Origin of the sequence: Knoellia sp. LjRoot47 (assembly GCF_964253435.1) — a bacterium.
GTDB lineage: Bacteria > Actinomycetota > Actinomycetes > Actinomycetales > Dermatophilaceae > Knoellia.
The window spans coordinates 33,839-56,357 of record NZ_CAXUQS020000001.1 but is presented as its reverse complement, the minus strand read 5'-3'; the positions used below and the strand labels follow the sequence as shown (position 1 = coordinate 56,357).

The 22,519-nt window shown below is 70.7% G+C and carries 18 protein-coding genes; 14 read left to right on the top strand and 4 right to left on the bottom strand.

All coding sequences use genetic code 11. The features are described from left to right. Positions 1-24 precede the first annotated feature (24 nt). Genes ACSQ11_RS00225 through ACSQ11_RS00200 form a run of 6 tightly spaced genes read left to right on the top strand, consistent with a single transcriptional unit; the run spans position 25 to position 7,403 of the window. The gene (locus ACSQ11_RS00225) at positions 25-855 is read left to right on the top strand and encodes an RcpC/CpaB family pilus assembly protein (protein ID WP_436001906.1); all 831 of its coding nucleotides are present in this window, start codon (positions 25-27) and stop codon (positions 853-855) included. Further along, positions 855-2,021: an AAA family ATPase gene (locus tag ACSQ11_RS00220; protein ID WP_436006664.1), complete on the top strand. Its 1,167-nt coding sequence runs from the start codon at positions 855-857 to the stop codon at positions 2,019-2,021. The genes ACSQ11_RS00225 and ACSQ11_RS00220 overlap by 1 nt, the downstream gene beginning before the upstream one ends. Further along, positions 2,018-3,394 (top strand): CpaF family protein, encoded by a 1,377-nt coding sequence (locus tag ACSQ11_RS00215; protein WP_436001904.1) that lies wholly within the window; start codon positions 2,018-2,020, stop codon positions 3,392-3,394. The genes ACSQ11_RS00220 and ACSQ11_RS00215 overlap by 4 nt, the downstream gene beginning before the upstream one ends. Further along, on the top strand, positions 3,391-5,355 hold the full coding sequence (locus tag ACSQ11_RS00210) for a type II secretion system F family protein (RefSeq protein ID WP_436001902.1): 1,965 nt from the start codon (positions 3,391-3,393) through the stop codon (positions 5,353-5,355). Before ACSQ11_RS00215 ends, ACSQ11_RS00210 begins: the two co-directional genes overlap by 4 nt. Before the next feature lie 10 nt (positions 5,356-5,365). Then, positions 5,366-6,265, top strand: a complete 900-nt coding sequence (locus tag ACSQ11_RS00205) for a type II secretion system F family protein (RefSeq protein WP_436001900.1) — start codon at positions 5,366-5,368, stop codon at positions 6,263-6,265. 1 nt (position 6,266) lies between these two features. Further along, positions 6,267-7,403 carry an acyltransferase family protein gene (locus ACSQ11_RS00200; RefSeq protein WP_436001898.1) on the top strand — a complete coding sequence of 379 codons (1,137 nt, stop codon included), beginning with the start codon at positions 6,267-6,269 and terminating at the stop codon, positions 7,401-7,403. A gap of 121 nt (positions 7,404-7,524) precedes the next feature. Here ACSQ11_RS00200 and ACSQ11_RS00195 read toward each other — a convergent pair whose 3' ends face one another. Next, complete coding sequence (locus ACSQ11_RS00195; protein ID WP_436001896.1) at positions 7,525-8,442, bottom strand: peptidoglycan-binding protein; 918 nt, start codon at positions 8,440-8,442, stop codon at positions 7,525-7,527. 234 nt (positions 8,443-8,676) lie between these two features. Between ACSQ11_RS00195 and mtrA the strand changes: the two genes are divergently transcribed. The 7 genes from mtrA (at position 8,677) to ACSQ11_RS00160 (ending at position 16,578) form a co-directional block, all read left to right on the top strand. Next, entirely contained in the window at positions 8,677-9,354 is a 678-nt protein-coding gene (mtrA, locus tag ACSQ11_RS00190; protein WP_147061772.1) for an MtrAB system response regulator MtrA, read from the top strand. A gap of 164 nt (positions 9,355-9,518) precedes the next feature. Next, positions 9,519-11,132: an MtrAB system histidine kinase MtrB gene (gene mtrB, locus ACSQ11_RS00185; protein ID WP_436001894.1), complete on the top strand. Its 1,614-nt coding sequence runs from the start codon at positions 9,519-9,521 to the stop codon at positions 11,130-11,132. Beyond that, positions 11,129-12,907 (top strand): GerMN domain-containing protein, encoded by a 1,779-nt coding sequence (locus tag ACSQ11_RS00180; RefSeq protein WP_436001892.1) that lies wholly within the window; start codon positions 11,129-11,131, stop codon positions 12,905-12,907. The genes mtrB and ACSQ11_RS00180 overlap by 4 nt, the downstream gene beginning before the upstream one ends. A gap of 105 nt (positions 12,908-13,012) precedes the next feature. Beyond that, positions 13,013-13,780: a ComF family protein gene (locus ACSQ11_RS00175; protein ID WP_436001889.1), complete on the top strand. Its 768-nt coding sequence runs from the start codon at positions 13,013-13,015 to the stop codon at positions 13,778-13,780. Positions 13,781-13,864: 84 nt separating this feature from the next. Beyond that, a complete protein-coding gene (hpf, locus tag ACSQ11_RS00170) occupies positions 13,865-14,530 on the top strand; it encodes a ribosome hibernation-promoting factor, HPF/YfiA family (protein WP_436001887.1) in 666 nt (221 codons plus the stop codon). A gap of 72 nt (positions 14,531-14,602) precedes the next feature. Continuing rightward, the gene (locus ACSQ11_RS00165) at positions 14,603-15,319 is read left to right on the top strand and encodes a response regulator (RefSeq protein ID WP_436001885.1); all 717 of its coding nucleotides are present in this window, start codon (positions 14,603-14,605) and stop codon (positions 15,317-15,319) included. A gap of 62 nt (positions 15,320-15,381) precedes the next feature. Further along, positions 15,382-16,578 carry a winged helix-turn-helix domain-containing protein gene (locus ACSQ11_RS00160; protein ID WP_436001883.1) on the top strand — a complete coding sequence of 399 codons (1,197 nt, stop codon included), beginning with the start codon at positions 15,382-15,384 and terminating at the stop codon, positions 16,576-16,578. 51 nt (positions 16,579-16,629) lie between these two features. Here the strand turns inward: ACSQ11_RS00160 and ACSQ11_RS00155 are convergent, their stop codons facing one another. Continuing rightward, positions 16,630-17,751: a GNAT family N-acetyltransferase gene (locus ACSQ11_RS00155; RefSeq protein ID WP_436001881.1), complete on the bottom strand. Its 1,122-nt coding sequence runs from the start codon at positions 17,749-17,751 to the stop codon at positions 16,630-16,632. A 183-nt stretch (positions 17,752-17,934) separates the two neighbouring features. Between ACSQ11_RS00155 and secA the strand changes: the two genes are divergently transcribed. Next, on the top strand, positions 17,935-20,838 hold the full coding sequence (secA, locus tag ACSQ11_RS00150; RefSeq protein WP_436001879.1) for a preprotein translocase subunit SecA: 2,904 nt from the start codon (positions 17,935-17,937) through the stop codon (positions 20,836-20,838). A gap of 187 nt (positions 20,839-21,025) precedes the next feature. Here secA and ACSQ11_RS00145 read toward each other — a convergent pair whose 3' ends face one another. Next, complete coding sequence (locus ACSQ11_RS00145) at positions 21,026-21,571, bottom strand: Rv3235 family protein (RefSeq protein ID WP_436001877.1); 546 nt, start codon at positions 21,569-21,571, stop codon at positions 21,026-21,028. Then, positions 21,568-22,389 carry a LysM peptidoglycan-binding domain-containing protein gene (locus tag ACSQ11_RS00140; protein ID WP_436001875.1) on the bottom strand — a complete coding sequence of 274 codons (822 nt, stop codon included), beginning with the start codon at positions 22,387-22,389 and terminating at the stop codon, positions 21,568-21,570. The genes ACSQ11_RS00145 and ACSQ11_RS00140 overlap by 4 nt, the downstream gene beginning before the upstream one ends. Positions 22,390-22,519 lie beyond the last annotated feature (130 nt).

Genomic DNA, 22,519 nt, shown 5'->3' with positions numbered 1-22,519 from the left:
TCGCTATCTCGAAAGGCCTCCACCATGGGTCGTCGCATCATCGCTCTCGCCGCCGCCGTCGTTCTCGCCCTGGTCGGTGGAGTCCTCGTCCTGCTGTATGCCCGCAGCGCGGACCAACGTGCCCTGGCCGGCCAGCAACCCACCACCATCTGGGTGTCCGAGAAGCTCGTCGGCTCCGGCACGACGCTCAAGGACGCCGAGCGTGGCGGCCTCATCAAGCGGACCCAGGTCGCGGCGCGGGCCGTCCCGGCAGGTGCGCTCAAGGCGATCGACGCTGAGAACAGCAGCCTCGTCGTCCTCTCCGACATCGCCCCCGGGCAGGTCGTCCTCGACACCGCGTTCGGCACGGAGCGCCTGGGCCAGAAGGCCATCGGCGTCTCGCCCGGCAAGGTCGCCATCTCAGTGACCCTCGAGGACCCCAACCGCGTGGGTGCCTTCGTCACGCCTGGCAGCCTCATCACGATCTACGACACCCACGACATCAAGAAGCTCGGCACCGACAAGGCAACCGAGCAGTACAACGAGCTCGGCATCAAGGGCACAAGCGTTCTGCTCTCGAAGGTTCAGGTCATCGGCATCGGCACGACCAGCCTCAGTGGAGCCTCCCCGACGTCCTCTAGCGACGCTGAGAAGTCCGAAGGTGTGGCCGCTACCACCGCCACCCCGGTCCAGAACTACCTCGTCACCGTCGAGGTGTCGCCGGAAGACTCGGTCAAACTCGTGCACGCGATCCAGCACACGGCGAACTTCCAGAACAACCCGGCCAAGCACATCTACTTCGGCCTCGAGGGCGCCGACACGACGGTTCCCCGCAACCTCTCCACCGACGACTTCAAGTATCACGGGACACCGTGATGACCATCCTCTGGGACAACGAGCCAGGAGCCGCCGAGCGCTACCACTTCGCCCTCGGTGCCGTGGACCTGCTCGGTTCGGCAGCCCTGGTCCACCGTGCCCTCGACGAGGACCCCCACGCCGACCTCGTCGTCATCGGACCCGTGGTCAACATCGACGAGGCCTCGCTGCTCGTCGAGTCCGTCCGCGCGGATCGTCCCGAGGTCGGCTTCATCCTCCTGCGCCACCGCCTCGACGTCACCACTCTCGGACAGGCGCTGCGCAGCGGCTTCCGCGAGGTCGTCGCCTCGGACGACAGCACCTCCCTCTCGGACGCGGTCCGGCGCAGTCGTGACCTCACCGCCAAGATCTCCGGCCACCAAGGCGGTACTGCCGCACCGCAGGGACGGATCGTCACGGTCTTCTCGGCCAAGGGTGGCGTCGGCAAGACCACGCTGTCGACCAACATCGCCACGCACCTCGCGATGAGCGGCGTGCGGACCGTCCTCATCGACCTCGACCTCTCGTTCGGCGACGTCGGCATCAGCATGCAGCTCATGCCGAGCAGCTCGGTCCACGACGCCGTGGCCATGAGCGGGCACCTGGACGCCGAGGGCCTGTCGCAGCTGGTGACACACCACCAGGCGAGCGGCCTCGACATCATCGCGGCTCCGACCGACCCCTCGCTCGCTGACCGGGTCAGCGCCCAGATCGTCACCGAGCTGCTGCGCGTCGCAGCGGCGAACTACGAGTACGTCATCGTCGACACCCCTCCGTCGTTCACCGAGCACGTCCTCGCGGCCTGCGACGTCAGCAGCCTCCTCGTCCTCATCGCCACGCTCGACATCCCGGCGGTCAAGAACCTTCGGCTCGCCCTCGAGACGCTCGACGCGCTGGGCAGCCCGAGGGACTCGCGCGTCATCGTCCTCAACCGTGCAGACGTCAAGGTCGGCCTCAACCCCGACGACGTGGTCCAGGCCCTCGGTGTGCCCATCGCGGTGAGTGTGCCCGCGAGCAACACCGTGCCCGCGTCCGTGAACCGGGGGGTCCCGCTCGTCCTGGAGTCCCCGAAGGACCCCGTGAGCGGAGCGCTCCGGGAGATCGTCGACACCCACATCCGCGCCCGCTTCGGTGCGCCCGTGGAGGAGCCCCAACGCCGCAGCCTCTTCAGCAGGAGATCACGATGAGCAGCCTCGCCGACCGCCTCGACACCGCCCGCCGCGCCCAGGAGCCGGTGCCCGTCGCCCGCGGCCCGATCGGTGCCGTCATCCCGGACGGCCACCGCGTCGACCCCTTCACCGAGGTCAAGAACCGGGTGCACCAAGGACTCATCGACTCGCTCGGCCCGCGCCTCTACGACCCCCACCTCCAGGAGTCCGAGCTCGCCAACCAGGTGCGCCAGACCCTGCAGGAGGTCATCGACGCGGAGCAGAAGCCGCTGTCGCTCGCCGACCGCACCCGGCTCGCGCAGGAGGTCTCCGACGAGATCCTCGGCCACGGCCCGCTCGAGCCCCTGCTGCGCGACCCGGACATCAGCGAGATCATGGTCAACGGGGCTCACCGCATCTTCGTCGAGCGCTCCGGCAAGATCCACCCCACCGACGCCCGTTTCACCGACGAGACCCACCTTCGCCGCATCATCGACAAGATCGTCGGCCGCATCGGTCGTCGCGTCGACGAGGCCAGCCCGCTCGTCGACGCCCGCCTCCCCGACGGGTCCCGTGTCAACGCCGTCGTCGCGCCGATCGCCCTCGACGGCGCGGTGCTCACGATCCGCAAGTTCTCCGCGGATCCCTTCACCGACAAGGACCTCATCGCGTTCGGGACGTTCACCCAGCCGGTGCGCGACTTCCTGTGGTCGTGTGTCCGCGGACGCCGCAACATCATCATCTCCGGCGGTACCGGCTCGGGGAAGACGACGACACTCAACGTCGTCTCGTCCTACCTCCCCGACGACGAGCGCATCGTCACCATCGAGGACGCGGCCGAGCTCCAGCTCCACCAGGCCCACGTCCTGCGTCTCGAGTCCCGCCCCGCCAACGTCGAGGGCTCGGGAGCGATCACGATCCGCGACCTCGTCCGCAACTCGCTGCGTATGCGCCCCGACCGCATCGTCGTCGGTGAGGTCCGTGACGGTGCGGCGCTCGACATGCTCCAGGCCATGAACACCGGTCACGACGGGTCGATCACGACCGTCCACGCCAACAGCTCGCGCGACTCGCTCGCCCGCCTCGAGACGATGGTGCTCATGGCCGGTGTCGACCTCCCGGTTCGCGCCATCCGTGAGCAGGTGGCCGGCGCCGTCGACCTCATCATCCAGCAGGCCAGGCTCAAGGACGGCACCCGCCGCATCACCCAGATCACCGAGGTGATCGGCATGGAGGGCGACATCATCACCCTCCAGGACCTCTTCACCTTCGACTACTCCGCCGGCCGCGACGCCGAGGGGAAGTTCCTCGGCGAGCTGCGCAGCACGGGCATCCGGCCGAAGTTCACCGAGGACCTCGCCGATCTCGGCATCACGCTCCCGCACCACCTGTTCATTCCCGGGCAGCGATGAACCTCTCCTCAGGGCTCGCTCGCGCGTTCGTGACGCTCGCCGCCGGCGCGGCGCTTCTTGGGCCCGCGACCTCGGCGACGGCGGCCGAGCCCCTCCCGGCGAGCATCGGTGGCGTCCGCGTGACCGCCGACCACGTGATCGGCGTCCTTACCCTGCGTCCAGGTGGCGAGTCCGTCTCGCTGGACCCGGGGATGACCGCGACGGTCGGTGGCAAGACGGCACCCGTGTCGTCGAAGTCCGCCAAGGGAGCGCAGCGCACGACGGTCCTGCTCATCGACACCAGTGGCTCGATGGGCCGTTCGGGGATGGAGACGGTCCGCAGCGCAGTCAAGACGTTCCTCGCCTCGGCCCCGAAGGACGTCAAGATCGGCGTCGTCTCCTTCGGCAACACCGCCGGGCCCGAGCTGGCCCCCACGGCCGACCGGTCCGCGGTACAGCGCGTCGTCGACGTCCTGCGTGCCGACGGCAACACCGCCCTGTTCGGTGGTGTGACCGAGGCCGTGAAGATGCTCGGTGCCTCGGGCGACCGCAGCATCGTCCTGCTCAGTGACGGCGCCAACACCGTCGGTGACCGCGCTCCCGGGCTCGCCGCCTCGGTCAAGGCGCTCACCACCTCCCAGGTGCGGGTCGAGGTCGTGCGGTTCACGACGAGCGAGAACGACCCCGAGGCTCTCGCCGCGTTCGCCAAGGCCGGCGGCGGCTCGGTGGCCCAGGCGACCGACACTGCCGGCGTGCGCGCCGCCTTCGGCAACGCCGCCAAGGTGCTCGACTCGCAGGTGGAGTTCGACATCACCAAGCCCGCCGGAGTCTCGGGCAAAGCCCCGGTCGTCCTGCGCGGCAGCGCGTCGGGGCGCCCGTTCCTCGTGCAGTCGACGATCAACCTCGGGGTCCGGACCCCGGTCGAGGCCTCGCCCTCCGCGAGCCCCACCGTGCTGCCCGAGCTCGACGCCGCACCGGCCGCCCTCGTCCGGGTCGACACCGGGGTGAGCACCTCGCTTCTGGCAGCCCTCGGAGCCGTCTTCGTCGGTGCCCTCATCCTCGTCCTCGCCGTCATCCAGCCGTTCAAGTCCGAGCGCCACGAGCGCGTGGCCGAGGTCGAGATGTACACCCTCGCCGGTGCGACCCGGGCCTCTCGCCACCAGGAGGCGGCGCCGTCCGCCGTCACCCAGTCGGCCGTCCGCCTCGGCGAGAAGGTCATGGACAAGCGCGAGTCGACGAGCCGGACGATGGAGCTCATCCAGCGCGCCGACCTGCCGCTGCGTGCAGGGGAGTGGTTCGTCCTGCGCGTCGTCGCGGTCGTCCTCGGCGCCTTCCTCGTCCCGTTCCTCGTGCCGGTCCCCTGGTGGATCAGCCTGCCGCTCGGCATCGTGCTCGGCGTCGTCCTGCCCGCCGTCACCCTGCGGGTCCTGGCCAGCAAGCGGTCGCGCAAGTTCGAGGCCCAGCTGCCCGACATCATGCTCCTCGTCGCCACCACCCTCGCGAGTGGCTTCAGCCTGACCCAGGCCCTCGACGCCGTCGCCCGCGACGCGGCCGAGCCCGGGGCCAAGGAGTTCTCACGAGCCCTGGCGGAGAACCGGATCGGCACCGACATCTCGGACGCGCTGGACCACCTCGCCACCCGCATGGACAGCGACAGCCTCACGTGGACGACCATGGCGATCCGCATCCAGCGCGAGGTCGGTGGCAACCTCGCCGAGACGCTCCGGACGACCGCCCACACGCTGCGCGAGCGGGAGTCGCTCAAGCGTCAGGTCGCGGCGCTGTCGGCGGAGGGCAAGCTCACGGCATACGTGCTCATCGCCCTTCCCGTGGGCATCTTCCTCTACATGCTCTGGGTCAACCCGGAGTACATCAGCCTGCTGTGGACCACGCTCCCCGGCATCGTCCTGCTCGTCGGCAGCTGCCTCGGCATGGTCGTCGGCGCGCTGTGGATGCGCAAGCTCGTGAAGATCGAGGTCTGACATGGTGCTCATGATCGGAGTCGCTCTGGTCGGGCTCGCGCTCGCCGTCGTCGTCGTGCTCATCGGCACGATGGGGACCGGGACCACGGGCGTGGCCCGCTCCCTGGAGCTGGTCAACTACCAGCTGGACAGCCGGAGCGTGGCGAAGTCCGAGCTCGCCGCCAAGGACCGTCTCGTGGTGCCCTTCGAGGAGGGCCTCAAGGGCATCGCCCGCCGCCTCTCGCCGTCCGGCACCGCCGAGCGGCTGGCGACCAACCTCGACAAGGCGGGCAACCCGCCCGCGTGGCCCGTCGAGCGCATCTTCGGCGTTAAGGGCATCGGCATGGTCGTGGGCGGCATGCTCGGCCCGCTCTACGACGGGCTCACCCTCAAGGCCCTGCTCGTATCCGTCGGCCTGGCGGTCGCGCTGTTCTTCGTGCCCGACATCCTCGTCTACAACTCGGGGCTGCGCCGTCAGGAGAGTCTGCGCAAGGGCTTCGCCGACGCCCTCGACATGCTCACGGTCTGTGTCGAGGCGGGTCAGGGCTTCGACGCCGCGCTGACCCAGGTGGCGCGCACGGTGACCGGCCCGATCGGCGGCGAGTTCGCCCGTGTGCTCTCCGAGATCCAGATCGGCAAGACCCGGGCCCAGGCGTTCCAGGCGCTCGGCGAGCGCAACACCGCACCCGAGGTGAAGAACTTCGTCTCCGCGCTCGTCCAGGCCGACCGTCTCGGTGTGCCGATCGGTGGCGTACTGCGCGAGCAGACCAAGGAGATGCGCATCATCCGTCGCCAGCTCGCCGAGGAGAAGGCGCAGAAGGTCGCGGTCAAAGTCATCTTCCCGGTGCTCGTGTGCATCTTCCCGGTGATCTTCGTCGTCATCCTCGGACCGGCGGCGATCAACATCTACGACGTCCTCATCAAGCGCTGACATGACCATCGGCCTCAGTCGCCGGGCCGTCACCGGCGAGGGCCCGCACGCCCGTTCCCGCATGCTCGACGGGTTGCGGGGGGCGGCTGCACTCGCCGTGGTGCAGTACCACTTCCTGCTCCTGTCGGGACTCAGCTCGGAGCCGGGCGCCGGGCTCATCGGCGTGCTCGTCTTCTTCGTGCTGTCCGGCTACCTCATCACCGGCATCCTGTGGCGCGCCGACGGACGTGCCCCCACCACCTACGCGGACTTCGTCAAGCGGCGGGTGCGCCGTCTCGCGCCGGCGCTCCTCGGCCTCGTCGTCGTCGCGGGCGTCCTCGTCACCGTGGCCGGCCCGGGCGATGCCCGCGCGGCCGTCGTCGGCGGACTCATCGTCCTCACGCAGACCACGGGGCTCTGGCACGTCTTCGGCAGCTTCCCCGTGGAGGCGTGGCTGCCGGCCTGGAGCCTCACGGTGGAGTGGGTGTTCTACCTCGCCTGGCCGCTCGTGCTCCTCGTGATGCGCCGGCGCGGGATGTCGACGACCACCGCCATGCGCGTGGCCCTCGGGCTGGCCGCAGTGCTCTACCTGGCGTCGATGCCGTTGTCTCCCAAGGCCTTCTACTACCTCCCGGTCGGCAACCTCGCCGTCATGCTCGTGGGTGCGGCGCTCGCGCTCGCCCACGCGCGATCGCCGCGACGCACGGGTGGACGCGACGCCGGCATCGCCGACCTTGCCTTCCTCGCGTTCGTCGTCGCCGTGCTGCTGCCGAGCACGGGCGCGTCCGGCTCCTGGTTCTACCGCGTGAGCTACGTCCCCGTTGCCGTCGGTGTCGCCCTCGTCCTCATCGACCAGCGGCCGGGGACGTCCGGTCTGGCCCGCCGCCTGCTCGAGTCGCGTCCGATGGTCGCCGTCGGGCAGGCGAGCTACAGCCTCTACCTGTGGCACCTCCCGCTCCTGTGGTCGGCCTTCTGGGGGCTGCCCGACCTGCCCGTCGCCGCGCGCGTCGGTGTCGCCACCGTCGCGCTCGTCCCCGTCGTGTGGCTCAGCTACACCCTGCTCGAGAAGCCCGTCCTCAGACCCAGCCCGTATGCCGGCCGCTCCGGTCCGCGCGACCAGGTGGCTGCCCGCGCGGCGACCGAGCGCGCCGAGGTCTGAGCAGCGCCGCGGGACAGGCGAATCCGCCACCTCGCGCAGGGGAGTGGACGACACGGCCGGGTATGCCGGGAGGTGGGCTCCCGGCATACCCGGCCGTCGTCGTCAGGACCCGACGCGAAGGTCAGAGACCCTTGTAGCGCTCCCACCACGTGAAGGGGACCCGGTAGGACGACGGGGTGTTGTCGGCCGCGTGGCTCGCGAGGCCGTTCTTGCCGATGTAGTAGTCGCAGACCTGGTCGCGGGCGACGTGGCCGCCGTCCTTCTGCCAGATGTCCGGGTCGCCGATCGCGACGGCGTGGATGTGGTAGCTGAAGCCCTGCGCCGGCGTCCGCAGCCAGGCAGCAAAGCCGACGGTGCGCAGCGCCTTGACCTGCTGCCAGCGCTGCGCGTCGGAGAGGCCGCCCACCGAGATGTCGACGACGCCGCCACCGTCGTGGGTGCCGGCCGAGGCGGAGACACCACCGGGGTTGTAGCTGCCCTGGGTGAGGCTGAAGTTCCAGCGGGGGAGGAGGTTGTCCGCGGCCTGGAGCATCTGGCGGGTGCGGTCGTTGACGCGCTTGCCGCCGTACGACGAGGAGCGGCTGCCGGTGCTCACCTTGTGGGCGACGGTGAAGCGGTTGGTGCCGAGCGTGGTGAGCGACGAGACGCCGGGCAGGCCGTTGGCGTCGATGCCCGAGTAGCCCTGTCGCCGCTGCCAGGTGGCGTAGGCGCTCGTCGTGCCGTTGCCGTACCACCCGTCGACGGAGGTGCTGATGCTCTTGGACGTGAGGGCCGACTGCACGAGCTTCGTCGACGCGTTGTCGGCCAGCCCGGCCTTGTCGCCACAGCGCGGCTCGACCTGGGCGGCGGCGAGGACTCGGGCCATGTCGACGCTCGGCAGGGCGGTCGTCGCGGACGCCACGGCGGGGGCAGCGACGGGCGCGGCGGTGGGTGCCTCGGTGGGCGCGGCGGCGGCGCTGCCGAACGCGAGAGCGCCGACCGCGGCGACGGCCAGCGGTGCGGCGAGGGCCGACCTGCGGCCCATGGAACTGCGCTTCATGAGATTTCCCCTCCATACGGTTGCGGGCTGCCCCGGCCGGACCGGGACCGACGCCGGACGGCGACCCCGGTCCGAACGTAGGGCCGGTCCGCAGTGTTGGACATGGGGAGGACTCCCCGCACGGCCGGGCTGACCGGCGAGCACAGTTCGCTGTGCGAACATGGAGCACCGACGCGGTCACTGCGTCGGCACACGTCGTGCTGCGGCGTGTCGGCCAGAGGGAAGGGACTGACCGTGAAGGGTCGCGTGCTCGTCGTCGACGACGACCTCGCTCTCGCGGAGATGCTCGGCATCGTCCTGCGCAACGAGGGTCTCGAGGTCAGCCACGTCGCCGACGGTTCCGGCGCGCTCGCTGCCTTCCGCGAGGCCCGCCCCGACCTCGTGCTCCTCGACGTCATGCTCCCGGGCATCGACGGGCTCGAGGTGTGCCGTCGGATCCGCGCCGAGTCCGGTGTCCCGATCGTCATGCTCACCGCGCGCACCGACACCATCGACGTCGTCGTCGGTCTGGAGTCGGGTGCCGACGACTACGTCGTCAAGCCCTTCAAGCCGCAGGAGCTCATCGCCCGCGTCCGGGCCCGCCTGCGCCGTGACAACGACGCCGAGCCCGAGCGCCTCACCATCGGCGACCTGACGATCGACGTCGCCGGCCACTCGGTCAAGCGCGGTGGCGAGTCGCTCAGCCTCACGCCGCTCGAGTTCGACCTCCTCGTCGCGCTCGCGCGCAAGCCGTGGCAGGTCTTCACCCGCGAGGTGCTCCTCGAGCAGGTCTGGGGCTACCGCCACGCCGGTGACACCCGGCTGGTCAACGTCCACGTCCAGCGCCTCCGCTCCAAGATCGAGAAGGACCCCGAGCGCCCCGAGATCGTCGTCACCGTGCGTGGCGTGGGCTACCGGGCCGGGCCGGCCTGACCATGTCGGGGACGCCGATCGCCAAAGCACCTGGCGCCGGAGCGTCGCCGTCAGCCACGTCGTCGCACCCCTCGCCACCTACGCCGTCGTCCACGGTGTCGTCGTCGACGGCATCCACGCCCACCCCGTCCGCGCCTGCGCCTGCGCCGACGTTCTCCGGGCACGTGCGCCACATCAGCGGCCGCGTCATGGACGTCCTGCGGATGGTCGCGCGGGGCATCGTGGCCCTGGCCCGTGCGCTCGTGCGCACCTGGCGCCGTTCGCTCCAGTTCCGGGTCGTGTCGACGACGGTGGTCCTCGGCATCGTCGTCGTCTCGCTGCTCGGCTCCTACCTCTACAACGAGATCGCGAGCGGGCTGCGTGACGACAAGGTCAGCACGAGCGAGTACGAAGCGCGCACCCTGACCCAGGCCGTGCAGACCCAGTGGGACAACACGACCCGCACGACTGCCCAGGAGCTCAACCTCGCCGCGCTCGACATCATGAAGTCGACGCTCACGCCGGTCGGTCCCGAGCCCTCGCGCTACGTCGTCATGCTCCGCGGCGTCAAGAACACCAACCCCACGGTCCTCGACTCGCTCGAGTCCGGTGGCGTCGGTCTCTCGGCGGTGACCCAGTCGATCCGGCGGGCCGTCGCCGACGACCCCACCCGCCAGCACACGATGGTGAGCGACGTCCTCATCGACGGCCGGCAGGTGCCGGCGGTGTTCGTGGGCACGGGGGTCGAGGTGCCCCGGGCCGGTCGCTACGACCTCTACTACATCTATCCGATGACGCAGGAGATCCAGACGATGAGTCTGATCTCGACGGCGTTCAGCATAGCCGGCCTCATCCTCACGGCCCTCGTCGGCGCGGTCGCCTGGGTGGTCACCAAGCAGGTCGTCTCGCCCGTGCGTCGCGCGGCCGAGGTCTCCGAGCGTCTCGCCTCGGGCAAGCTCAACGAACGTATGCCGTCGCGCGGCGAGGACGACCTCGCCCTCCTCGGCACGTCCTTCAACGCGATGGCCGACAGCCTCCAGTCGCAGATCCGCCAGCTCGAGGGGCTGAGTCGCGTCCAACAGCGGTTCGTCTCCGACGTGTCCCACGAGCTGCGCACCCCGCTCACGACGATCCGCATGGCCGGTGACCTGCTCTACGACTCGCGCTCCGACTTCGACCCCGTCGTGGGGCGCTCGGCCGAGCTGCTCCAGGGTGAGCTCGACCGCTTCGAGTCGCTCCTCGCCGACCTGCTCGAGATCAGCCGGTTCGACGCCGGGGCCGCTGCGCTCGAGCTGGAGCCGATCGACCTGCGCGACATCGTCGAGGACGTCGTCGACGCGGCCAAGCCGCTCGCCGAGAGGCGGGGCTCGACGATCTCGGTGGTCGAGACCGGTCCGGTCGAGGCCGAGGTCGACGGCCGCCGGGTCGAACGCATCCTGCGCAACCTCGTCGTCAACGCCGTCGAGCACGGTGAGGGCAAGCCGGTGACGATCCACCTGCGCGAGGGTGACGGCGCGGTCGCCGTCGTCGTCGAGGACCACGGTGTCGGGCTCCGGCAGGGCGAGGCCTCGATGGTCTTCAACCGGTTCTGGCGCGCCGACCCGGCTCGTGCGCGCACCACCGGAGGGACCGGCCTGGGGCTCGCGATCGCGCTCGAGGACGCCCGGCTCCACAACGGATGGCTCCAGGCGTGGGGCGAACCCGGCGTGGGCTCACGCTTCCGACTCACCCTGCCCCAGCGGTCGGGCCACTCGCTGACCTCGTCACCGCTCGCGCTCTCGCCGGGGGAGCGGACGTGACCTCGCACCGCCGTCCCCGCCGGCTGGCCGTCGGTGCTGCCCTCGTCGTGGTGGCCAGCCTCCTCGCGGCCTGCGGTGGGATCGGCACGAGCACCCCCGTCCAGCCGGGCCTCGAGGTCCGCGGTGGCGACGTCCAGCCGGTGCGCGCGTTCTTCCCGCCTCCGGCCAAGGGGGCGTCCCAGCGAGACATCGTGCTCGGCTTCGTGCGGGCCGGTGCGGCGAGCGACGGCAACTTCGACACGGCCCGCAGCTTCCTCACCGAGGACGCGGACAAGGGGTGGGTGCCCGAGGGCGAGGTCGTCCTGTACTCCGCCACGACTCCGCTGTCGGTGACGAACAGGACGCCCGACGTCGCGGTCCTCTCCGGACCGGTCGAGGCGAAGATCGGCACCGACGGGCGCTACATCCAGGCCGGGAGCGGAGCGACCCGCAGGGTCGAGTTCCAGTTCGCGCGGATCGACGGGGAATGGCGGATCAGCAACGTCCCCAAGGGTTTCGGCAGGTGGATCACCACCTCCGACCTCGGTCGGCTGCTCCAGCCCTACTCGCTGCACTACATCGCCAACGACCGGCGTGCGATCGTGCCCGACCGGCGCTGGTTCCCCCCGGACCACCTCGCGACGCGACTGGCCGCCGCCCAGCTCGATGACCCGCCGGCATACCTCGGGGGCGCGGTCCGCAACGACATCCCGCGTGGCGCCCGGCTCACCGCAGACTCCGTCTCGGTCACCGACGGCGTGGCCCGCGTCGACATCACCGGCCAGGTCCCGACCGACAAGACCCAGCGCGAGAACGTCTGGGCCCAGCTCGTCTCGACGCTCCTCCAGGACCCGATGGTGCAGGGCGTGACCATCCGGGTGCGCGACGTCACCCTCGAGCTGCCCGACGTCGACCTCCCGGTGCGCACCGTCGAGCAGGTCGGGTTCCCGGCGCCGCCGGTCGTCCCGCTCGGCCGCCCGATGATTCGGCGGGGCGAGTCGATCTACCTCCTGCCGAGCACGAGCTTCGTCGACCGCGACCCCCGCAAGTCGGGCAACGTCGACGTGCCCGAGGACTACTCCTCGCTCGCGCTCTCGGCCGACGGCACCGACATCGCCGCGGTCGACCCGGACGGCTCGGGCCTGTCGCGGTTCCACGGCACGACCCGCTACGCCCTGACCTTCTTCGGCACGAGGGTGGGGCACCCGGCCTACGACACGCGCAACTTCCTGTGGGTCGGTGGGGTGGGCCTCGACGAGGACTCCGGCAAGCGGCTGTGGACCTTCTCGGTCGCGGGGGACCCCGCGGAGCAACGGCCGGTCGCGGGGGTGGCGGTGGCTGCCGACTGGCTCGCGAAGCGCCGCGTGGTCGAGTCCAAACCCTCGCCGTCCGGTGACCGCGTCGCGATCCTGCACACCGCCGACGACGGCACCGACGCCCAGGTCGCGGTCACCGGGGTGGTCCGCGACGTGGGCGGGCGACCGGTCCGCCTCGCCGAGCCCCTGCGGCTCGGGTCGACCCTCGTCGGCCCGACCGGGCTCGTCTGGCTGTCCAACACGTCCGTGGCCACGCTCGCCCGGAGGGCCGGGACGGCGGAGAAGCGGCGCCCCTACGTCCTGTCGATCGACGGCGCGGAGCAGGCACTCGGTGAGACCCCCAAGGGCATCTCGATCACGTCCGCAGGCGGCGAGCGCGACATCCTCGTCACCAACTCCGACGACACCGTGATCAGCCGGGCGGGCCAGCAGTGGATATCGCTCGGCCAGGGCACCGACGTGCTCGTGCCGACGCGCTGAGGCGCTCGCCCCGCCCGTCCACAGGCCGGGTCGGCGCTCCCGGCCGTCCACAGGAACGGAAGCCGGGCCTCGCGCCGGGACCACTCCTTGGCACAGGGTCACGAGGTGCTGTCGGACCTCCTCGACCTCGTGCTGCCCGCCACGTGCGCCCTGTGCCACCGCCCGGGCGGTCCGCTCTGCCAGCGCTGCCGCGACGCGGTGCTCGACTGCCTCCACCCCTCACCTCGCGTCGCGGTCCCGTCGCCCCCACCGGACGGTATGCCGTCCTGCTGGGTCCGCGGTGAGGCGAGCGGGGCGCTGCGAGCCGTCGTCACGGCATACAAGGACGAGGGACGCCGTGACCTGCATCGGACCCTGTCGGCATGGCTCGCCCCGGCGCTGCGTGCCGCTGCTGCCGCGGATCCGGCGGCGCGTGCGTCCCGGCGAGGCAGGGGACTCCTCGTCGTGCCCGTCCCCGGATCCCCCCGCGCGCGCAGGCACCGGGGGGACGTGCCGCTCAGACCGCTCGTGACGACCGCCTCCGCCTCGCTCGCCGGTCGGGTCACGGTCGCCGACGTGCTCGTCGCGACCCGCGTCACGCGGGACCAGTCGACGCTCGACGCGGCCGGTCGCGCCAGCAACCTCGCCGGCGCCATGGCGGTGCGCCCACGGCACGTCGGGGCTGTCGACGGCAGCGTCTGCGTCGTCGTCGACGACCTCGTGACGACCGGTGCGACACTCGCCGAGGCCGCCCGAGCCCTGCGCGAGGCGGGCGCCGGGCTGGTCCTCGCGGCGGCGATCGGGGCCACCCGGCGGCGGTCCGACCACCATCCGGGATTGCCCTGCGACCCTCCCTTGAAAGGGGTCGGTGACAGGTCTAACGTCGGTGCATGAGACCGATCCTCCCTCGGAGGTGGTGCCGCCGCCCCTAGCCCTCGTCAGGCACCACAGGCACGCCCCCCGACTCAAGGAGGACAAGTGGACATCGTCGTCACCGGACGTCACACGACCGTCTCGGACCGATTCCGGCAGCACATCGCAGAGAAGCTCGAGAAGGTCCAGCAGCTCGCTCCTCGCACTCGCCGCATCGAGGTCGTCGTCAGTCACGAAGCGAACCGCCGACAGTCCAAGGCCTGTGACCGCGTGGAGATCACGTGTCACATCAAGGGCCCCGTGGTGCGCGCCGAAGCGTGCCAGGAGGACAAGTACGCAGCGCTCGACGTCGCCCTCGAGAAGCTGCTGGAACGTCTCCGCCGCAAGCACGACCGCACGGTCCGCCGCGGGCGCCACAGCGAGTCGGTCGCCGCCGCGACGGCGTTCGTGCCGCCCGAACCGCAGGACGAGGGCGCAACCTCCTCCGACGACGAGGGTGGTGCCTTCGGCGACTCGCCGATCGAGGTCCGCGAGAAGGTCCACACCTCCGCACCGATGACGCTCGACCAGGCCCTGCGCGAGATGGAGCTCGTGGGCCACGACTTCTACCTCTTCCACGACCTCGACACCGACAAGGCCAGCGTCGTCTATCGGCGGCGTGGCTGGTCCTACGGCGTCCTGCACCTCGACCTCAACGGCAGCGCGACCCATGTCGCGTCCGACTCCCTGGAGGCCACTGCGGGCCAGTCAGAGCGGGCTGCAGCGTCCTGACGTGCGCACCTTCCCTTGGGGGAGTTGTGCATTAGGCGGACGGGGGCGGACTCACCGTGTCACTATGACCACGTGAGTCCGCCCCTTTCTGAGCCGGGTTCGCGGGCCTCGTCCAACGGGCAGACCGGCGAACGCATCCGCATCGTCATCGTCGATGACCACGACCTCTACCGTCGTGGCATGCAGGCTGTCATCGGCCTGGAACCCGACCTCGAGATCGTCGCCGAGGCCTCCTCCGGGATCGAGGCCGTCGAGAAGGTCTTCGAGTTCGAGCCCGACGTCGTCCTGCTCGACGTGCGCATGCCCGGCAACAGCGGCATCGAGGCGTGCACGGCGATCAAGGAGAAGGCGCCGGACACCAAGATCCTCATCCTCACGGCCTCCGACGACGAGTCGGACCTCTTCTCGGCCATCAAGGCCGGCGCGAGCGGCTACCTCCTCAAGGACCTGCCCACCGAGCAGATCGCCCAGTCGGTGCGCATGGCCCATGCGGGCCAGTCGATGATCCCTCCCCACATGGCCAGCCAGCTCATCGCGGAGTTCTCGCGGCTGAGCAACGAGCCGCCCAAGGAGGAGACGAGCGGGCCCCGGCTCACCGACCGTGAACTCGAGGTGCTCTCGCTCGTGGCACGGGGCAAGGCCAACAAGGAGATCGCGACCCAGCTGTTCATCAGCGAGAACACGGTCAAGAACCACGTCCGCAACATCCTCGAGAAGCTCCAGCTCCACTCGCGCGTGGAGGCGGCCCTCTACGCCATGAGGCGCAACCTCATCGAGCCCGAGGCCTGAGCCCGCGCGATCACCGCGGGGGTGGGGAACGGCTGTCGGGGGCGGCCACCACAATGGGGGCCATGCGACTCAGCACGACCGCCGCGCGCCGGATCGCGCTCGCCGCACAGGGTTTCGGCAGCCCACGGCTGCCGCCGTGGTCGGCGACGTCGCGCCAGGTGCAGCGGGTCATCGACACCGTCGGCATCGTGCAGATCGACAGCGTCAACGTCGTCTCGCGCAGCCACTACCTCCCCTTCTTCTCGCGGCTCGGTCCCTATGACCACGCCCTCGTCGACCGGGCGCGTGACCGGGCGCCGCGGCGGCTCGTCGAGTACTGGGCGCACGAGGCCTCGCTCATCCCGCCGTCGACCTGGCCGCTGCTCGACTTCCGCATGCGTCGCGCGCACGACGAGTCGTGGGGCGGCATGCAGCGGGTCAAGCGCGACCACCCCGAGCTCGTCGACGCCGTCCTCGCCGAGGTCCGTGCGCGCGGTCCGCTGACGAGCCGTCAGCTCGAGGTTGCCCTCGCGCACGACCTGCCGCGCGACCGCGAGCAGTGGGGCTGGAACTGGTCGCTCGTCAAGGCCGCCCTCGAGCACCTCTTCTGGTCCGGTGAGGTCAGCTCGGCCGGGCGCACGAGCCAGTTCGAACGCCGGTATGCCGTCCCCTCCCGCGTCCTTCCCCCTCACCTTCGCGACGTGGCCGAGTCGCCCGAGCTGCGGCCGGGTGACGACGAGGCGTTCGTCGAGCTCATCCGGATCGCGGCCCGGGCCCACGGTGTCGGCACCGAGCAGTGCCTTCGCGACTACTTCCGGCTCAAGCCCGAGCAGGCCAGACCGGCGATCGCCACGCTCGTCGAGGCCGGCGACCTCGTGCCGGTGACGATCGACGGGTGGAAGCGGCCGGCATACCTCGACCCGACGGCGAGGCGACCACGACGGATCGCGACGCGGGCCCTGCTCTCGCCGTTCGACTCGCTCATCTGGCAGCGCGACCGGACGAGCGCGCTCTTCGGGTTCGACTACCGGCTCGAGATCTACGTGCCCGAGGACAAGCGGGTTCACGGCTACTACGTGCTGCCCTTCCTCCTCGGTGAGGACCTCGTCGGCCGGGTCGACCTCAAGGCCGACCGCGCCGGGGGCCGGCTGCTCGCCCGCCGGGTCACGTGGGAGGCCGGGCGCGGCGGAGCCGACGACACCCGTGAGCTGCACGAGGAGCTGGCCCTCATGGCGCAGTGGCTCGGGCTCGCCGACTTCGAGGTCGCTCCTCACGACTGATTGCCCCACGACGAGGCTCCTCGCTTCGCTCGTCGGCTCGTCGTGGGGCAATCAGTCGTGGGATGGGTTGATCAGGTCCCAGTGGTCGGCCGGGCCCACCGAACCGTCGGGAGCCGTCGCGGCCTCCTCGTGCCCCCAGCGGGTGAAGCCGACGGCCGTGAGGATGGCGTTGCTCGCGGCGTTGTCGGCGGCCGTCTCGGCGACCAGCCGCCGCAGTCCCATCCCTCCCGTGTCCTTGCTGCGGAAGGCGTGGCCCACAGCCAGTCGGCTCGCCGTCCTGGCTGCGCCGCGTCCGCGTGCCCGCGGGAACAGGTAGTAGCCCAGCTCCGCGGTGTCGGAGTCGGCGAGGGCGCCGCCGTGGACGAAGACGAGGACCTCGCCCAACGCCAGGTCGCTCTCGGCGTCGGCGATGCACCAGTTGTAGCTCTGGCCGCGAGCCATGACCAGGCGACGCCTCAGGAACCAGTCGTCCCAGGTCTGCGGTGTCGGGATCGCACCGGCGGGGACGTGGTGTGGCGGGTGGTTCGGCTCCTCGGTGCTCTCGCCGTCGCTGTCGCGCCACGGACGCAGCCGGATGCCGTCGGCCTCGAGGACGGGTGGTGAGACCCACTCGGTGCGCGGCTCCATCGCGTCATCGCGCCCGAGGCTGCCGAACCACGCGTCGACGAGGCCGCCCTCGCCGTGGGCGACGTGCTGGGGGAGGGTCGTGATGAACTCGAAGCCCGCGGCCCGGGCCGGACCCCACGAGGCGATGTTGCCGCGCTCGGCGTACCAGTCGACCCGCTGCCCGCCGGCGTCGAACCAGTACTGGCAGACGAGCTTGAGCGCGCGGGCCATGAGGCCCCGGCCGCGGCCCTCGGGGTGGAGGCCGTAGCCGATCTCGGCGCGACCCGCGGCGCGCGGTCGCAGGTCGATCGAGCCCAGGAAGCGGTGCTCCCCGTCCGCCACCTCCTCGATCGCCCAGAGGCGGTCACCGTCCTCGTCCCAGCCCTTGGCGATGTCGGTGACCCACTCGTGCGCCATCTCGAGCGTGTAGCCACGCGGCACCTGGGTCCAGCGCAGGCTCTCGGGGTCGGTGCACTGCTCGACTATCCGCTCGGCGTCGTTCTCGGAGTGGGGGCGGAGGCGCACGACGTCGTCGGTGAGGATCGGCACGGAGTCGGGGAACGGCATACGGGATTCCACCACGCAGCCACGGCGAGCCGGAACCGATTAACCCGGCCCCGGCGTTGGAGTCTGGTGGAGTGCCGCCTCAGGTGCGGCCCGAGCCTGCGGCTCGACTACCCTTGGCAGGTCCCGTGGACTGTCGACGGGCGGCCGAGCGTGACCACTGTTGTTCAACGAGGAGTCCTACCCGTGGTGAAGATCGTCGAGAAGCTGCTGCGCGCCGGTGAAGGCCGGATCGTCAAGAAACTCGAGAACATCGCCGACCAGGTCAACGCCATCGAGGACGACTTCGTCGCGATGAGCGACGACGAGCTCCGCGGCATGACCGACGAGTTCCGGTCGCGCCTCGCCGACGGGGAGACGCTCGACGACATCCTCCCCGAGGCCTTCGCGGCGGTCCGCGAGGCCGGACGGCGCACGCTGGGCAAGCGGCACTTCGACGTCCAGCTCATGGGTGGCGCCGCCCTCCACATGGGCAACGTCGCCGAGATGAAGACCGGTGAGGGCAAGACCCTCGTCGCCACGCTGCCCTCCTACCTCAACGCCATCGAGGGCAAGGGCGTCCACGTCATCACCGTGAACGACTACCTCGCCGAGTACCAAGCCGAGCTCATGGGTCGCGTCCACCGCGCCCTCGGCCTCGAGACCGGCTGCATCCTCGCGAACATGACGCCGGACCAGCGTCGCGAGCAGTACGCCAAGGACATCACCTACGGCACCAACAACGAGTTCGGCTTCGACTACCTGCGCGACAACATGGCGTGGTCGACCGACGAGCTCGTCCAGCGTGGCCACAACTTCGCCATCGTCGACGAGGTCGACTCGATCCTCATCGACGAGGCCCGCACGCCGCTCATCATCTCGGGGCCGGCCGACCAGCCGACCAAGTGGTACAGCGAGTTCGCCAAGGCCGTGCAGCACCTCGAGCGCGGAGAGGGCGGCGACCAGATGCGTGGCATCCCGAGCCGGGGCGACTACGAGGTCGACGAGAAGAAGAAGACCGTCGGCGTCCTCGAGCCGGGCATCGAGAAGATCGAGGACTACCTCGGCATCGACAACCTCTACGAGTCCTCCAACACGCCGCTCATCGGCTACCTCAACAACGCGATCAAGGCCAAGGAGCTCTTCACCCGCGACAAGGACTACGTCGTCATGGACGGCGAGGTGCTCATCGTCGACGAGCACACCGGTCGCATCCTCAAGGGCCGCCGCTACAACGAGGGCATGCACCAGGCCATCGAGGCCAAGGAGGGGGTGACGATCCAGAACGAGAACCAGACGCTCGCGACGATCACCCTGCAGAACTACTTCCGCATGTACGACAAGCTTTCGGGCATGACCGGTACGGCCATGACCGAGGCCGCCGAGCTCAACTCGATCTACAAGCTCGGCGTCGTCCCGATCCGCACCAACCGCCCGATGGTCCGTAAGGACCAGGCCGACCTCGTCTACCGGACCGAGGAGGCCAAGTACAAGGCGGTCGTCGACGACATCGCCGAGCGCCACGAGAAGGGCCAGCCGGTCCTCGTCGGCACCGTGAGCGTCGAGAAGAGCGAGTACCTCTCCGAGCAGCTGCGTCGCCGGGGCATCAAGCACGCCGTGCTCAACGCCAAGCACCACGAGCGCGAGGCCGCGATCGTCGCCGACGCCGGCCTCAAGGCCGCCGTCACCGTCGCCACCAACATGGCCGGTCGAGGCACCGACATCATGCTCGGTGGCAACCCCGAGTTCATGGCCGTCGCGGCGCTCAAGGACCGCGGTCTCGACCCCGTCGAGACGCCGGAGGAGTACGAAGCGGCGTGGGACGCGGCGCTCGAGACCGCCGAGGCCCGCGTTAAGACCGAGCACGAGGAGGTCACCGAGCTCGGTGGTCTCTACGTCCTTGGCACCGAGCGCCACGAGTCGCGCCGCATCGACAACCAGCTGCGTGGTCGCTCCGGTCGTCAGGGTGACCCGGGTGAGTCGCGCTTCTACCTCTCGCTCCAGGACCACCTCATGCGGCTGTTCAACGCCGGCATGGTCGACCGGGTCATGAGCTCGACGGGCATGGAGGACGACCAGCCCATCGAGTCCAAGATGGTCTCGCGCTCCATCGCCTCGGCGCAGAGCCAGGTCGAGGCGCAGAACTTCGAGATCCGCAAGAACGTCCTCAAGTACGACGACGTCCTCAACCGCCAGCGCACCGTCATCTACGACGAGCGTCGCCGCGTCCTCGAGGGCGAGGACCTGCACGAGCAGATGCGTTTCTTCGTCAACGACGTCGTCGCGGGATACGTCGACGCCGAGACCGCCGAGGGCTTCGCCGAGGACTGGGACCTCGACCGGCTCTGGACCGCGGTCAAGGCGCTGTACCCGATCTCGATCACGCAGGAGCAGGTCATCGAGGCGGCCGGTGGCCGCAGCGGCCTGCGGTCCGAGACGCTCAAGGAGGAGATCCTCTCCGACGCCCACCACGCCTACGACGCTCGCGAGGCCGCGCTCGGCAGCGAGGTCATGCGCGAGGTGGAGCGGCGCGTCATGCTCTCGGTCCTCGACCGCAAGTGGCGTGAGCACCTCTACGAGATGGACTACCTCCAGGAGGGCATCGGCCTGCGCGCCATGGCCCAGCGCGACCCGCTCGTCGAGTACCAGCGTGAGGGCTTCCAGCTCTGGCAGGCGATGAACGAGTCGGTCAAGGAGGAGGCCGTCGGTCTCGTCTTCCACGTCGACGTGCAGGTCGACCAGCCGACGACGCCCGAGGTCGGCACGGCACCGCAGCAGTTCTCCGACATGTTCGGCGGCCTCGCGTCCGGCGGTGGGGAGGGTGGCGACGGCACGCAGGCACCCGAGACGCAGGACGCCCTGGCGGCGCCGCACGTCGAGGTCGCCGGTGTCGGCGTCGAGCGTCCGCGCCAGCCCGCCCAGCTGCACTACACCGCACCGTCCGAGACGGGCGAGGTCGTCGAGCGCGACGTCGCGCCGGGTGCGCGGAGCAACGGCAGCAGTGGCGTCGCCGGCCTCACCGCCGAGCAGCTCGCGTCCACGCCCAAGAACGCGCAGTGCCCCTGCGGGTCGGGCAAGAAGTTCAAGATGTGCCACGGCAAGGACGCCTGACCTCCGGCCAGAGTGTCTCCGCCTGACGAGATCGGGTGACACGCGCGGGTTCCTCACGGACCTGCACGCGTCACCCGATCTCGTTCTCGTATGCCGTCCGTCGAGGCCTCGCGTCTCTCGCGCGATGGGCCCCGCATCGCCCCGATGCCGTCTGCTGCGTCGCGGGGTGCCGCGTGTGGTGGTGCTCTCAGCCGATCTGGAGGGCCTCGACCCGCCAGCGGCCGTCCTGACCGCTGAGCCGCAGGGCCATCGCCCGCACCCGTGGTCCCTCGCTGACGACGACGCTGCACTCGGCGACCCCGTCGGCGGGCTCGCAGACGTGGACCGAGCGGACGATGGCGCGCTGCGCCCGGGTTCGACCACCGGTGGCGCGCCGACGTGCGGCGAGGGCGCCGCGACGGGCGACGACGGCATACACCTGCGGGGTCGTCCACCGGACGACCTGGGCGGCAGGCCGCAGTCCGGACATCACCTCGACGATCGCCTGGGCGATCTGGGTGGACCACGGCCCGGGTTCGGGGAGGTCGGCGCGCGCGGTGCTCTGCGGCCCGAACATCTGCTCGTCGCTCGCAGCCGCGAGGTCGACGGCGAGGGCGTCCTGGATGTAGCCCGGGTGGCCCATCGCGTCGGCCGAGCGCCGCATCGCCTCGACGAGGGGGATGGCCGGTGGGCGGCGGGTCGTGGGTCCCTGGACGCGGACCGGCCGGAGGTGGGAGGTCACGGAGGTGCTCATCGGGTCACGCGTCCTGTCTGGTCCGGGGTGGGGATGCGGAGGATCTGGCCGGGAAGGACGAGGTCGGGGTCGTCGCCGATGACGTCACGGTTGGCGGCGTACCACTGCGGCCACGCGCGGGCGACCTCGGCGTCCCCGGCGTCGGGGCCCAGGTGCCGGGCGGCGATCGACCACAGGCTGTCGCCGCGGTGGACGACGACCTCTCTCTCCGTGGCCCGGTGCGAGCGGGCGCCGAGCAGCCCGGCGTCAGCCTGGGGTCGGACCCTGGGAGCCGTGGGGGTGAAGCCCGGAGCGACCGGCGTGGGCGCGAAGCCCGGGTGGGGTGCCCCGACGCCAGTGGCAGTCGGTGGAGGCGGAGCCGCCAGCGCACCAAAGGCAGGGTCCGCGGGAGCGGCGGCAGCACGGATGCTGGCGACGGCGGGTGCTGGGAGGAACGCCGGGTCCGCCACGGTCGGAGATCCTGCTGCCGTGGAGGAGCCGGCCGCCGAGCTCACGGGGAAGCGGCCGCCGGCCACGGCCTGCGACGGGCCGCCCGCGACACCGACCCCGACCCCGAGGACGAAGGCGGCGACCCGGCGCGCAAGAGCCGGGGTGAGCCGGTCCGAGCACCGGCGGGCCACCCGCCCCACCCGGCCCGGAGCGTGGGCCAGGACCTCGAGCGCAGCACCGAGGCAGAGCCAGGCGGCGAGTCCCAGCGCGACGGTCGCGGCGACCAGGGCCAGGACCTCGTCACCGGAGGCAGGGCCGGGCGCGTCGACGCGTGCGTGGGCGGACGTCCACGCCGAAGTGAGGAGCCACAGGACGCCGAGGACGAGCATGCAGGCGAGGAGTGTGCGTAGCGCGGCGACGACTACTTCCCGCTTGGGGCCTTGGTGAGCACCTTGGTGTCGTTTGATGCCGTTTGATGCGCTTTGCATGTTTTGGACGATATTGGATGACGGCTGGTGT